The organism is uncultured Marivirga sp. (assembly GCF_963974845.1).
Classification (GTDB): Bacteria; Bacteroidota; Bacteroidia; order Cytophagales; family Cyclobacteriaceae; genus Marivirga; species Marivirga harenae.
The window spans coordinates 182975-196795 of the sequence record NZ_CAXBEQ010000002.1; the positions used below are offsets into that span (position 1 = coordinate 182975).

The 13821-nt window shown below is 34.2% G+C and carries 12 protein-coding genes; 6 read left to right on the top strand and 6 right to left on the bottom strand.

All coding sequences use genetic code 11. The features are described from left to right. Positions 1-3 precede the first annotated feature (3 nt). The 6 genes from AAC601_RS05295 to AAC601_RS05320 all read right to left on the bottom strand — a co-directional run bounded on the left by AAC601_RS05295 (position 4) and on the right by AAC601_RS05320 (position 8771). Positions 4-1527 carry an AAA family ATPase gene (locus tag AAC601_RS05295; RefSeq protein WP_340152685.1) on the bottom strand — a complete coding sequence of 508 codons (1524 nt, stop codon included), beginning with the start codon at positions 1525-1527 and terminating at the stop codon, positions 4-6. Then, entirely contained in the window at positions 1520-3619 is a 2100-nt protein-coding gene (locus AAC601_RS05300; protein ID WP_340152686.1) for a hypothetical protein, read from the bottom strand. The genes AAC601_RS05295 and AAC601_RS05300 overlap by 8 nt, the downstream gene beginning before the upstream one ends. Continuing rightward, positions 3585-4445: a TnsA endonuclease N-terminal domain-containing protein gene (locus tag AAC601_RS05305; RefSeq protein WP_085516239.1), complete on the bottom strand. Its 861-nt coding sequence runs from the start codon at positions 4443-4445 to the stop codon at positions 3585-3587. Before AAC601_RS05305 ends, AAC601_RS05300 begins: the two co-directional genes overlap by 35 nt. Before the next feature lie 279 nt (positions 4446-4724). After that, the gene (gene glmS / locus AAC601_RS05310; RefSeq protein ID WP_340152687.1) at positions 4725-6560 is read right to left on the bottom strand and encodes a glutamine--fructose-6-phosphate transaminase (isomerizing); all 1836 of its coding nucleotides are present in this window, start codon (positions 6558-6560) and stop codon (positions 4725-4727) included. 8 nt (positions 6561-6568) lie between these two features. Continuing rightward, positions 6569-8002, bottom strand: a complete 1434-nt coding sequence (locus AAC601_RS05315; RefSeq protein WP_340152688.1) for a hypothetical protein — start codon at positions 8000-8002, stop codon at positions 6569-6571. Then, the gene (locus tag AAC601_RS05320) at positions 7959-8771 is read right to left on the bottom strand and encodes a glycogen/starch synthase (RefSeq protein WP_303270896.1); all 813 of its coding nucleotides are present in this window, start codon (positions 8769-8771) and stop codon (positions 7959-7961) included. Before AAC601_RS05320 ends, AAC601_RS05315 begins: the two co-directional genes overlap by 44 nt. A gap of 126 nt (positions 8772-8897) precedes the next feature. Between AAC601_RS05320 and panC the strand changes: the two genes are divergently transcribed. The 6 genes from panC (at position 8898) to AAC601_RS05350 (ending at position 13628) form a co-directional block, all read left to right on the top strand. Further along, positions 8898-9746: a pantoate--beta-alanine ligase gene (panC, locus tag AAC601_RS05325; RefSeq protein ID WP_340152689.1), complete on the top strand. Its 849-nt coding sequence runs from the start codon at positions 8898-8900 to the stop codon at positions 9744-9746. Between the two features lie 135 nt (positions 9747-9881). Beyond that, positions 9882-10229 carry an aspartate 1-decarboxylase gene (panD, locus tag AAC601_RS05330; protein WP_303270898.1) on the top strand — a complete coding sequence of 116 codons (348 nt, stop codon included), beginning with the start codon at positions 9882-9884 and terminating at the stop codon, positions 10227-10229. A gap of 3 nt (positions 10230-10232) precedes the next feature. Next, positions 10233-11255, top strand: a complete 1023-nt coding sequence (locus AAC601_RS05335; RefSeq protein WP_340152690.1) for a lysylphosphatidylglycerol synthase transmembrane domain-containing protein — start codon at positions 10233-10235, stop codon at positions 11253-11255. Further along, entirely contained in the window at positions 11242-11712 is a 471-nt protein-coding gene (rfaE2, locus tag AAC601_RS05340) for a D-glycero-beta-D-manno-heptose 1-phosphate adenylyltransferase (protein ID WP_303270900.1), read from the top strand. The genes AAC601_RS05335 and rfaE2 overlap by 14 nt, the downstream gene beginning before the upstream one ends. A gap of 4 nt (positions 11713-11716) precedes the next feature. Beyond that, the gene (locus AAC601_RS05345; protein ID WP_340152691.1) at positions 11717-12409 is read left to right on the top strand and encodes a zinc metallopeptidase; all 693 of its coding nucleotides are present in this window, start codon (positions 11717-11719) and stop codon (positions 12407-12409) included. Between the two features lie 79 nt (positions 12410-12488). Further along, complete coding sequence (locus tag AAC601_RS05350; protein ID WP_085516232.1) at positions 12489-13628, top strand: acyl-CoA dehydrogenase; 1140 nt, start codon at positions 12489-12491, stop codon at positions 13626-13628. The last annotated feature ends 193 nt before the right edge of the window (positions 13629-13821 follow it).

Here is a 13821-nt window from a genome sequence, read left to right on the forward strand (position 1 = left end):
GTTTTACAATCTAAATTTTTCGAATTCGAAAATATCCCCAAATTCCTTTACCTTTTGATAGGTCTCGTCTTTATCTTCACAAAATAGATTAGCAAAGGTATTTGCAGCCAGTACTTCCTCTTCCTCATTAATATCCTTCTCTTTACTTACAGTTTTAGTTTTTTCAGGTTTTGATGTGAGATCTAAGATTATTTTATCTGCTATTTCTTGTGCATTTAATTCATTATTTCTTTCTAGCGTTTTTGTTACTTTGCCTTTGAAAATATTTGATGAAATCTTTTTTTCGACTAATTTATTTTTTACTTCTATTGATCTGTAATCAGTGTAGTCAATTTCTTCTAGTGGGAAATTATAATTACGTTCATTAATTTTATCTTTCCGTTTTATTTCAAATAAAGGCTCATCGATGTAAAGTCTTTCCTTAATTACTTGATTGATTAAGGAAACGGTAATTTTCTCCTTATTATAATCAAAGGCCAAATGATGCGCAATTTTAAAGATTTGGAATGCGCGTGAGTAGATACCTTGAGAATAATGATAAAACAATCGCGGCCAGTCGATATTCTCATCAGCTTTCTCATTTGTGTACTGATAAATAAAGAGGCGTTGAATAAATCTTTTCCACTCCCCATCTTCTGGCTTAGGGTTCCATTCCAAGAAACCAGATGCAGTAAATCTCCTAATTAGTTTGTCATCATCTTTAAATATTGCGATACCGTCTCTAGTCCCTACAAGCATGATAGGGATACCTAATGTATTATCTAAATTTAAAAAGAAGCGAAGCATTCTTTTTTCACCACCACTTTTTTGTGCATCCAAATGTTGTATTTCATCTACTATAATAATTCCTATATGATGTTTGAGAACTAATTTAGATAAAGCGTTAACTCGATCACTTTCAGAATCTTTTTTTTTGCAGTAATCTTCTTCATATGTGGAATCGCCCAAAATTTTATCAAGCTCTATAAAAAAAAATCGACATAGGTCTTTTATACTACCATCCTTTGGACATTCTACCTTCACAATCGGAATCTGAATAAAATTTTCACAGTCTAAATTCTTATGCAATATTGCTTTAGGAAAAGTGCTAGTGGCCAGATTTACTGCAGTTGTTTTTCCTATTCCACTTATTCCGAACAAAGAACAACTGTTGCTTACTGCAACTTTTGTTGTCAGATCCCTTATTTGTAATAAATCTCTATAATCCTTGATTACTTTTTCTGTGGTGTTTTCCTTAATAGGGTTTCGAGAAGAGTAGCTTGTGAAAAGTGCATTGACAATCATCTGGTATACGTCCCAAATTCCATAATTGGGCAATACAAAATCTCTTTGTAACTGGTTTAAATAATCCCTTCGTATATGATAAGGCTTTTCAATTGCTTCCTCTCTGGTGTGTATGGAGTTTGTTGCACAATATCGGAAGTAATCTTTAATGTTATTCAACCTAGGTAAGGCTTCAATCACAGGATTACCCTCATGATCAGGGTTATCTGACTTTACATAAACTGCTTCATGTAATTTATTCATTGTCCATATTTTTATAGATATCATCTAAGATATCACCTATATCACCTTCTATTCTTTTGTTCTCTTTTGATGTATTGATATCAATGATTTTTGTATCTGAATTAGGCTCTTCTGTGGATTTAAATTCTTTTTGTTGTCTTTCGTATTCTTTTTCTCTTTCCCTGTTGTAGCTCACCTTGGCCTTATTAGTACTTTTTTGTCCTTTAGATTTTCTTTTCTTATCATTTTCTTTTTTAAATGAATCGGCCATATCTAAAATATCCATAGTTCCAGAATCTCTATCATGCTCTTTTTCTTTTTTTACATTCTTTCGAACTTTGTTAAAGGCCCTTATTTCTTTTAAACTTTTATTAATTAGTCCCGGGTTTTTCTGTTCATTAATGCTACATTTTATAATTTCATTATTGAAGAAAAGATTAATGGTATTCATATTATTCGGATTATATGAAATATCATATTTTAATTTGACTTCTCCTGTTTGTTGCTGTATATTTCGCAAATCTTTATGAAGAGGCGTTTCATACTTGATTTTTTCAAACTCAAGATCATGCTTATTTAGTTTCCCTACAGCTCTTGGTAGCATTAACTCTTTGAGATTTGAAATCTCACTTGACCTAAGTAATCCTGTTCTATTTTTCATTCCCCAATTCCAAACTTCAATTGGCGATGGATCTACTAGCCCATCCTTTATCATTTCAGGAGCTAACGGATATTTTTTCAATGAACACTTATGATTGTAATTAGCCATTGCTACTGCAATCATTGCAGTATATTGCTTTAAAGTGTAAGTAGCTTTTTTTCTAGCCTTTTGAGTACCTCTTCTACCCTCAGAAGCATTTTTATACCCAATTTCCTTTGGGAAACATTTTAAATCTTTGTGATAAATTTTAAAAAAATTTTCAACTAAACCTTTTAAATCGGCTCGGTAAGCTTCTTTGTTCTCAATGTCAATACCCAAATCAGTTATGATATTATTAGAATTACGGCTAACTAATTCTTTTCCATTATCTGTAACAATTTGATGTGGAAGAAAAGTACTAGGATAAAACGCACTAGTTGCATCAACATTAAACTTGTTTAAAGTACCGAGTAGCATATCATTAGCAAACATTGAAAATCCTTTAAAACTGTAATACAAAGCAGTGCTAGCTTCGTGGTAAGATGGATTTTCTAAAGTGACATAAATTCCAGTACATAATCCACTAAATATATCTGCAACGAAATATACTGTAGGGCATCCAATTGGTTCACTTAAGTCAATTTCGGATATAATTTCCACGTCAGAGGGGGTGGAGTCTATCTGAAAAATACCAGGTCCGAAAACGCTGTTATAAGAAGATCCAGGTACCAATCTATGGTCTTTATCCCTTGATAAAACCCCTTTTTTTATTGCCAATTTATCACTGCTTGATAAATTTTTGGTACCCCAATAATAGAACTGAGTTAAACTTGGGTATTTTTTAGTCTCCTTATTATCAAACTCTTTTTTATATTTTAATCTAATGTAGTTTATATAAGCTCCTCTCAAGGTACCATCTTTACCTTCTGGTCGATTTGCTTTATAGGCAGCTTGAATTTCCTCCTTTATCTTATCTGTTATTGTAAATGCGTTATTTTGTTCTAATTGTCTCTCTTTTCCTTTTCCACCAGAAAGGTAGTACTTCGGTAAAATTGCATACTTCGTCTTGCCATTTCTCCAATAATTGAAAATGTTTCTCTTAACAGTATGCCTAGAAACATCATACTTCTCTGAAACCTCTTTGCACTTTTTATTCAAATAGGAAATTTCAAAAATATTAGGTTCATCTATGACAAGATCTTTTATTTGCTCCCATGATTTTTCCCACCTTTCCAAGGTTTTATCTTTTAATTCTAAAATTACTTCATTTAGGATGGTTGTATTAAAATTTGAGGGTGGGTTAGTTGGATCTATATAATTGTGTTTTGTAAGCGAATCTATATCCAGATGTTCCAGTTGATTTTGTTCTTCACTTAAATTGATTAATACGCAAATATCTAATTTGACATTTAAGTATAGAACTCTATAGAAATTGGAATTATGCTGCAATATCTGATTTACTAAGAGCTCCATTTTTTAAGATTTTGATTTGACTGATGTGAATATTTTCTGAAAAGAAATTTTGGTTTAAATCTAATTGAAAAATTCCTTTCGCAATCAAGACTTTAAAAACCGTAATTGATGTACCTGTATCGATGGATAAATCTTCATCAATTATTTGCGCCACTTCTAATAAGGAATGATTTTTTAAGTTATTTGAACATTCGTTTACAAATGAATAAATGGCATTAACAGTATAGAATGAAATGGATTCATCTTTAAAGGTCTTCAAGTTATTATGTAGTTCATTAATATTTTTTAAATACGTTTTTGATTGAGGTAATTCCTTTTCAGTGCACAATTTCCATTCAACACCATTTCTTTGCCAGTATTCTTTTTCTACTTGAAATAATTGCATTTGCCTTTTACTAAGGAATTCAGTAGGCTTAAAAGTCACTGCAAGTTCCGACTTGTCCTTTAACCTAATTAAAAAATCAGTGGTTAATACATGTGGCTCGTCTGACTGTATTTGCTTTATATTAAAATACTTAAAAATATCACTCACTTCGTCTAATTTCAATAAAGGAAATTGCTCCCTTATGTCAATAATATTAGGGTTTAAATCAAAAACTGTAAATAGGAAGATTTCATAACTGGAAAGTAGATGGTGAATTCGAGGTATAGTTATCCCCTTTTTTCTAGTATTGTTTCCTAGTTTCTTATTTCGCTCTCCTGGAGAAGTGTAGATGCCAGTTTTTGGAACATATTCTGTGGCTTCATACCACGGCTTATAATCAATACCTTCACCAACACCTTGTCCGTCTTTAATTTTAGTTTTATATTTTTTAGGAGCTCCCATTTTGATAATTTTTTTTTAAAGTTAACATTTTGTACTGATGTTCAAACTATATTAAACAAAATATCAAACTATTTTAAACAAAAAGTATCTTGAAAAGATGCTGATTTCAAACTTTTGATTCAAAAAACTCATCCATTTAAAGAGGACATAAAAAAAGGCCATTTAAGGCCTCTTTTATCTAAAATCATTGTTCAAACTTTAACAAAAATGTTCAAAGTTTATTAAACTTGTTCAAACTTTAATATCGAACCCCATATCTAAAATAATCTACTGCAATTATTACTCTACAGTCACTGATTTAGCTAGGTTCCTTGGCTGATCAACATTACATCCTCTCATAACTGCAATATGGTAAGAAAGTAATTGTAACGGAATTGTAGAAACCATAGGCATTAATACCTCATGGGTTCCTGGTACTTCGATAGTGTGATCCACCATACCAGGAATTAAAGAGTCACCTTCAGAAACAACAGCTATAACTTTTCCTTTTCTGGCTTTTACTTCTTGAATATTGGATACAATTTTATCGTATGAACTATCTCTAGTTGCGATAACAACAACTGGCATTTCTTCATCAATCAAAGCAATAGGCCCATGCTTCATTTCTGCAGCTGGGTATCCCTCTGCATGAATGTATGAAATCTCTTTCAGTTTCAGTGCCCCTTCCAAGGCAACAGGGAAATTATAGCCTCTTCCTAGATATAGGAAATTGCGAGCATCCTTATAAATCCCGGCAATTTTCTCTACTTGCTTGTCAGTTTTAAGTGCTTTCTCTACTTTATTTGGAATATTTTCAAGGTCGACCAATACTTCTCTATACCGTTGTTCAGCAATCGTTCCTTTTAGCAGGGCTGTTTTCAATGCAATCATTGTTAAAACTGTAAGCTGTGCAGTAAAGGCTTTTGTACTAGCAACACCGATTTCAGGTCCAGCATGAGTATAAACTCCTTCATGTGACACTCTGGAGATTGAAGAACCTACAACATTACAAACTCCCAAAACAATAGCGCCTTTTGATTTTGCCAATTCCATGGCTGCCAAAGTATCAGCTGTTTCACCAGATTGGGAAATTGCAAATACAATATCCCCCTCACGGATTACTGGGTTTCTATATCTGAATTCAGAGGCATACTCTACTTCCACCGGAATTCTACAGAACTCTTCGAATATGTATTCCGCTACCAAGCCAGCGTGCCAAGAAGTCCCGCATGCTACAATAACAATTCTCTCTGCATTAATAAGTGCATTTGAGTAATCCCTGATACCACCTAAGACCAATTTAGCTTCATTGGCAATTAATCGGCCTCTGAAACAATCTTTAATTGATTTAGGCTGCTCAAAAATCTCCTTGAGCATAAAATGTTCAAAACCACCCTTTTCGATAGCTTCTAATTCCATATCTACTTTTTGTATATATGGAGTCATTTTTACGTCCTTGGTGTCACGAATGCTTATTTTATTATCCTTAATCACGGCAATTTCATAATCATTCACATAGATTACTTCATTAGTATATTCAACTATGGGCGTTGCATCTGAAGCTAGGAAAAACTCGTCTTTGCCTACTCCAATTACTAATGGACTTCCTTTTCGAGCTGCAATTAATTGATCAGGATGATTGGTGGACATTATAACTATGGCATAAGCGCCAATTACTTTTGTTAAAGCCAATCGAACAGCTTCCTCTAATGTACCATCGTTGTTCTTATAAATATCCTCAATAAAATTAATAAAAACCTCCGAATCAGTTTCACTTTTAAAAGTGTAGCCCTTATTCTCTAATTCCTTTCTTAAGGAAGAATAGTTTTCAATAATCCCATTATGGATAATTGCTAAATCACCACTTTCAGAGTAGTGAGGATGTGCATTTTCATCATTGGGAGCCCCATGAGTAGCCCACCTGGTGTGGCCCATTCCAATAGTGCTTTTTGTATCTTTATCTTTCAAGAAAGATTCTAATTCAGATACTTTACCCTGTTTTTTATAAACTTTCAGGCCATCATTCATAAGTGCAATGCCAGCACTGTCATAGCCTCTATATTCTAATCTTTTTAATCCTTTAATGATAATCTCAGATGCATTCTGATGACCTACATATGCTACAATTCCACACATATTGTAATCTATTTAAAAGTGGTATAATATATCTTCAATTTTATATTTTCCTTGTCAACTAAGAAATTATCAAAGTTGCCAAGATTGATTTTTGGCACCTCATTAAATGGTGTTTGATTTCTTCTGATAAATTGTCCAGTAAACAGAAAATCATACTCTTCATTCCATAAATCAGGGTTATTATAAATTTCTTGTAGAAAAAAACTTAAATCTGCTTTAATTTCTTTCTTATTATCATCATATGTCAGAACTACTGGCGAGCTAGCTTGATTGGGATCAGCGGGAGCACCGTTGGTTGTAAAATTTGATTGGAGCGCCCAAAAATCTTCCCCCTTTTTTACTATGTTGCCATCTCTATCCAATATATATGGAATGATATTTCCAGCAGGCCTAATTTGCGAGGATTCATCATCAGCGGTACTAAAGTCATTACTATTTATCACCAATTCTGCCTTATTAATTTGCAGAAACTCTACCGTATCGATAAAATTTAAGTAGCCATTTAACTTTACTCTTGGTGATATCCCCATTAAATTGTTAAAATAGGCTTTTGACGGATCCAGCAAATCAAAGGATTTATTTCCTGAATAAGTTGATGGAATTAATGATCCAGGATCGAAATCAACATGAGTAAAACTAGAACCGGATATATCAAATTTTACACTTTTTAATGTATCCAAACTAGGAGCACTGTATATTACCTCAATAAATGATTCTCCACTTGCCAAACTAATCGCTTGTAAATTATTTACTCCACCTTCAACTTCAATCTTAAATCCTCTTAAGGCATTGTAAATACCAACCGAGTTCAGATCCTCATCTCTAACTCTATTCAGGATATCATTTCCCAAAGTATTGCTTAACTGAACATAATCTGGAATAGTGTCTATTGGATTTACAATTATTTCCTGATCTAAGGAAACCTTATTTTCAATGGAGATTTCATCATAAATAGAGTACAACTCTCCACTGACAATCAAAGTGTCTCTCAGTTGAGATACAATGAAATTTTGAGCTTGATTAAATTCATCCCCATAAAAATAATTGAACCCTAACTTGAGCCTAGTCTCTACAGCTGTTGCATTAGCCGGCAAACTATCCCGAATAAAATCATTGTCCAGCAACGCCCCGAAGTAAGCCTCAGCTGTAAAATCACCGATTTCAGGACTGCTTTGATGACCAACAAAAATCTGCCCTCTTGAGCCTGTAACTCCGTTAGTGCTGATAATCAGAGAATCAAAAGCAGCATGATTCAAGTCTAAAGGAATTTCCACAAACCGTATTTCAGTATTGTTTCCTCCAGGCACTAAATCCCCTTCTACTTCTATAGGCTCTTCACATGAGGCGAAAAAAAAGGCCAGCAGGAATGCTGGCCCTGATAATAAACTGACAACAGGATTAACCTGCCAATTCTGTATATAGGTTGAAATAGGATTCTTCAAAATCCTCTCCTTTTTCAATGGTGTCAACTTTCTTTTCTTTTTCGAATGTTGAAAATAATTCATCAAGGTTTTCTTTAAACTCATCACCTGCTTTAATAACTGCATCTGCATATTCTGCACCGATTTTTATGAACCCTTCATAATCGGCTGATTCTAGATTGGACAACATGCTGTCGTCTATATCGAGCATTTTTACCTTGTCCACTAAATCTGTCCCAAATTTATGAGAGAATTCTGTATTATACACAGTAAATACAGATTTTGCATCCTTAAATATTGGATCATTTTTGTAAGTGGTTTTTAAGTACATTGGAATCAAACTGGTCATCCAATCGTTACAATGCACTATATCAGGCGCCCAGCCTAGTTTCTTAACTGTTTCCAACGCTCCCTTGCAGAAAAATATTGCTCTTTCATCATTGTCTGGATAGAATTTATTCTCCTTATCATGAAAAACAAATTTACGTTGGAAGTAATCTTCATTATCTATAAAGTACACCTGAAGTTTAGCATTGGGAATTGAAGCAACCTTAATAATTAAAGGCTTTTCTTCTTCTCCTACTGAGATATTAATACCTGAAAGGCGTACTACCTCATGTAATCTGTTCTTCCGCTCGTTAATTAGTCCGAAGCGGGGCACTAAAATACGAATCTCCATGCCTCTTTCCTGCATGGCTTGAGGGAGTTTTCGTACAAATTCTGCTACTTCTGATGTTTTTAAAAATGGATTGATTTCATTGGCTACGTAAAGAATTCGAAGCTTTGACATATGCTTATTGGATTTGATTAATTCATAAACGAAGCACAAAAATACAAAAAAATACTCACTTTCCATTATTTTTTTTGATTAATCAGCTAGATTTGTTCCAAAACTTTCTAATTTAGCGCATTTTTTATGATAACAACGGGCTCAGTTGCTGAAATTCAAGCTATTATATCAAAATTTAAGGCTGAAGACAAAACAGTTGGATTTGTTCCCACTATGGGGGCCTTGCACCAGGGACATTTGAGCCTAGTTGCTGAAGCAAAAAAAAGAGCTGATATAGTAGTTTGTAGTATTTATGTAAACCCCACACAATTCAATAATCCAGACGACTTAGAAAAATACCCTAGAAATATTGAATCGGATAAAGATTTATTAGATCAAAATGGCTGCGATATTCTGTTCCTCCCTTCTGATCAAGTGATGTATGCTGGGAAAAATACCATTAATTTTGATTTTGGCAAATTAGACAAAGTGATGGAGGGAAAATTTCGTCCTAACCATTTTAGCGGAGTCGCACTAATTGTTTCAAAACTCTTTAATATAGTATTGCCTAACTTTGCTTTTTTTGGGCAAAAAGATTTACAACAATTGACAATCATCAAAAAACTGGTTGAGGAACTGTTTTTCAATCTGGAAATTGTTACTGTCCCTATTAAACGAGAGCCTCACGGACTGGCCATGTCCTCAAGAAATGAGAGATTAAGTAAACAAGAGAGAGAGGAAGCCAAAATATTCTTCAATGCCTTGACCGAAGCCAAGTGTATTTTAACAAATAATCAATCAGCAGAAGAAGCAAAATTAAAAGTTGAAACACTTTTCCATAACCACACAGCCCAATTGGAATACTTTCAAATTGTCAGTGACAAGGACCTACTTCCTAAATCAGAGAACTACTTAGCCGCAGATACCGTTCTTTGCATTGCAGGCTTTGTAGGAAATGTGAGATTAATAGATAACATCTATCTGTTTGGGGACTAATCAGGTTGTTACAAAAATTTACTAATTGACACTGATTATCAATCTCGCTATTAAACATAACAAATATATCTTGTGTAATTTCCTATAAGGCTCTATTTAATTTCATAACTTTGCAGCCAATTTGAAGAGTATAGTATGTTAATTGAAGTTTGTAAATCAAAAATTCACAGAGTAAAGGTTACTCAAGCAGAATTGCATTATGTCGGAAGCATCACTATCGATGAGGATTTGATGGAAGCTTCTAACCTTATTGAAAATGAAAAAGTCCAAATTGTGAACATAAACAATGGTGAACGATTGGAGACTTACGTGATTAAGGGAGAGCGGGGTTCTGGTATGGTCTGCTTAAATGGGCCTGCTGCAAGAAAAGTGCAAGTGGGTGATATCATTATTATCATTGGGTACGCGCAGATGGAATTTGAAGAAGCAAAGTCTTTCAAGCCTTCCTTAATCTTTCCTGACGCGAATAATAAACTTACCTAAGCATTGAGAAAAGGACTTCAATCATTTCTTAAATATACGATATCTTTAGCTGTCGCCATTACTTTATTTTGGTATCTCTATAAAGACGTAGATTTCAGTGAAATGATGGCTAGCTTTAGAAAAGCCAATCTTAATTGGATATATGCTTCTATAGGTTTGGCAATGCTTAGTCATTTTTTAAGAGCATGGCGCTGGAATATGCTTTTAGAGCCTTTGGGTTATCAACTAAAATCTTCAAGAACTTTTGTTGCCGTTATGGTGGGCTACCTTGCCAATTTCGTTGTCCCTAGAATGGGAGAAGTATCACGATGCGGGGTTCTCAAGAAAACAGACAATGTGTCTATGAGTCAGGGTTTTGGAAGTGTAGTTACTGAAAGGATTTTTGATATGATTTGCCTATTAATTATTATGGGCTTGACATTAGCTATAGAGTTCCGCAGATTAAATGACTTCTTTTTAAATTTGTTTTTGGATAAAGCCGATGGATTAGAAAAAAACTTCCTGACACTCTTAGCGGTAGGCATATTTTTTTTAATAGGAGCCAGTACTATTTTTATCCTTTTAAAAAGAAATCAAGCATCTCTCAGAAAGAATAAATACTTCAATAAATTAACTGCTTTTTTAAGACAATTAGTAGAAGGGATAACCTCAGTAAGAAGATTAAAAAGTCCTACTTTATTTTGGGTAGCTACTTTGGGAATTTGGATTTGTTATTTCTTAATGACCTATGTTGTCTTTTTTAGTGTGGAGTCCACGGCTCATCTGGGCCTTTCAGCAGGTTTAATTCTGCTTGTCCTAGGTGGAATTGGAATGGCAACTCCAGTGCAAGGAGGAATTGGAGCTTTTCATTATTTGATTAGTGCTGGCTTGTTATTATATGGTGTAGCGGAAAAGGATGGAATAATTTTTGCATTTTTGCTACATACTACCAATTCAATTGCCATCATGACGGTAGGATCTTTATCAATATTTATTAGTATGATCATACCAAAAAGAAATTCAAAGCAAGAATATGCCGACAGCTGATAAAATATATTCATTAGACGCCTTAACCAATAAAAGGAAAGAGTGGAAAGATCAAAAAGTAGTTTTCACTAATGGCTGTTTTGATATTTTGCATTTAGGACATGTTGATTATTTAGAGAAAGCAGCAGCAAAGGGAGATAAATTGATTGTGGCTTTAAATACAGATACTTCAGTTAGTAAAATCAAAGGTCCAAATAGACCAATCAATAATGAAAAAGCAAGGGCAAGATTAATTGCTGCTCTATCTTTCGTAGATGCCGTTACATTTTTTTCTGATGACACCCCTTTATCCTTGATAAAACTGCTTATACCCGATGTTTTAGTAAAAGGTAGCGACTATAATTTAAGCAACATTGTAGGAGCCAATATCGTAATGGAAAACGGTGGAAACGTAGAAACTATCGACTTGGTGGAAGGATATTCAACCACCAATATTATCAATAAAATAAACCAATAATAAAATGATCATTATAATAATAATCGGATTTGCCATCATCAGTTATGCTGTGCAATCTCGCTTGAAGAGTAAATTTAAAAAATACTCTAAGATAGCTTTAAGTTCAGGTATTTCTGGCAGGGAAGCCGCAGAAAAAATGTTGAAAGACAATGGAATATATGATGTGAAGGTAATGTCAGTAGAAGGACAACTAACTGACCATTATAATCCAGCCAATAAAACAGTAAATTTAAGCTCTGAAGTATATAACAATCGTTCGGCTGCGGCAGTGGCAGTAGCCGCTCACGAAGTTGGCCATGCTGTTCAGCATGCCAAAGCATATTCATTCTTGGAAATGCGGTCTGCTTTGGTTCCTATCCAAAATGTCAGTGCCAAAATCATTAATTTTGTCTTTATGGCTATGCTGTTTGGTGCTTTTGCTTTGCCTCAATTAATAAATCCTCAGTTAGCTTTACTGGTAATAATCGGATGTTATACGGTATTCACCCTTTTCGCATTTATCACTTTACCAGTAGAGTATGATGCAAGTAAAAGAGGTTTAGCTTGGATGACAACTTCAGGCGTGACCACCCCACAGGAGCATGATATGGCCAAAGATTCATTGAAATGGGCAGCAAGAACTTATTTGGTAGCAGCAATTGCTTCATTAGTTACATTGCTTTACTATGTGATGATGTTTCTAGGTAGCCGAGATTAAATGGATTTTTCCTATATTTGCAAAACTTTTGCATGAACATTCTGTTTTTGCACAGAAACGACTAAAAAATAATTTATAGATGGATTTTCAACTCACGGAAGAGCAGTTAGCCGTTCAAGCAGCTGCAAGAGATTTTGCACAAAACGACTTATTACCTGGAGTAATCGAAAGGGATACTCACGAAAAATTCCCTGCAGAGCAGATTAAAAAAATGGGAGAATTAGGATTCATGGGAATGATGGTGGATCCTAAATACAATGGCGGCGGAATGGATACTGTATCCTATGTGCTAGCCATGGAAGAAATTTCTAAAATTGATAGCTCTGCTTCAGTGGCCATGTCGGTCAACAATTCGTTGGTATGTTGGGGCATAGAAAAATTCGGTACCGAGGAACAAAAAGAAAAGTATCTAAAAAGATTAGCTACTGGCGAAATTATTGGAGCTTTTTGTCTTTCAGAACCAGAAGCAGGTTCTGATGCAACTTCCCAAAGAACTACTGCAGAAGATAAAGGTGATCATTATCTGGTAAATGGAACTAAAAACTGGATTACCAACGGAAACAGCGCTTCAGTTTACTTGGTAATTGCTCAAACTGATAAAGAGAAAGGTCATAAAGGAATCAATGCTCTAATCGTTGAAAGAGAAACTGAAGGTTTTGTAGTTGGGAAGAAAGAAGAGAAATTGGGTATTAGAGGTTCTGATACACACTCTTTGATGTTCCAAGACATGAAAGTGCCAAAAGAAAATAGGATTGGTGAAGATGGTTTTGGATTTAACTTTGCTATGGCTACTTTGAATGGAGGAAGAATTGGGATTGCTGCTCAAGCCTTGGGGATTGCTTCAGGAGCGTATGAATTGGCTCTGAAATACTCTAAAGAAAGAAAAGCTTTTGGTAAAGAAATCAGCCAACACCAAGCAATTGCTTTCAAGCTAGCTGATATGGCTACTCAAATAGAGACTGCACGTTTGCTATGCTTAAAAGCAGCATGGTTGAAAGATCAAAAGCAAGATTTTTCTCAGGCAAGTGCTATGGCTAAGTTATATGCTTCACAGGTGGCTATGGATACCACAGTAGAAGCTGTTCAGGTGCATGGTGGTTATGGTTTCGTGAAAGAATATCATGTAGAGCGATTAATGAGAGATGCTAAAATCACTCAAATCTATGAAGGTACATCTGAAATTCAGAAAATCGTGATTTCAAGAAATATATTGAAATAAAGGAAAGTTTATATTGAGGTAAGTCTTCTATTTGAGGCTTAATCTTAAAATAATTCAATAATTTACTCGTTAATACGCACAACCTTACATCAGAAACTAGGTTGTGCGTTTTTTATTTGTTTTGATATAAAGCTATTATTCATTAGATTTATACAATTAATCATTTAGATACTTTTACTTTTTATAGTTAATC

What these genes read in the sequence shown, in the direction of transcription:
- AAC601_RS05295 (WP_340152685.1), bottom strand. Translation starts at nt 1,527, where the DNA reads ATGAATAAATTACATGAAGCAGTTTATGTAAAGTCAGATAACCCTGAT.
- AAC601_RS05300 (WP_340152686.1), bottom strand. Translation starts at nt 3,619, where the DNA reads ATGGAGCTCTTAGTAAATCAGATATTGCAGCATAATTCCAATTTCTAT.
- AAC601_RS05305 (WP_085516239.1), bottom strand. Translation starts at nt 4,445, where the DNA reads ATGGGAGCTCCTAAAAAATATAAAACTAAAATTAAAGACGGACAAGGT.
- glmS (WP_340152687.1), bottom strand. Translation starts at nt 6,560, where the DNA reads ATGTGTGGAATTGTAGCATATGTAGGTCATCAGAATGCATCTGAGATT.
- AAC601_RS05320 (WP_303270896.1), bottom strand. Translation starts at nt 8,771, where the DNA reads ATGTCAAAGCTTCGAATTCTTTACGTAGCCAATGAAATCAATCCATTT.
- panC (WP_340152689.1), top strand. Translation starts at nt 8,898, where the DNA reads ATGATAACAACGGGCTCAGTTGCTGAAATTCAAGCTATTATATCAAAA.
- panD (WP_303270898.1), top strand. Translation starts at nt 9,882, where the DNA reads ATGTTAATTGAAGTTTGTAAATCAAAAATTCACAGAGTAAAGGTTACT.
- rfaE2 (WP_303270900.1), top strand. Translation starts at nt 11,242, where the DNA reads ATGCCGACAGCTGATAAAATATATTCATTAGACGCCTTAACCAATAAA.
- AAC601_RS05345 (WP_340152691.1), top strand. Translation starts at nt 11,717, where the DNA reads ATGATCATTATAATAATAATCGGATTTGCCATCATCAGTTATGCTGTG.
- AAC601_RS05350 (WP_085516232.1), top strand. Translation starts at nt 12,489, where the DNA reads ATGGATTTTCAACTCACGGAAGAGCAGTTAGCCGTTCAAGCAGCTGCA.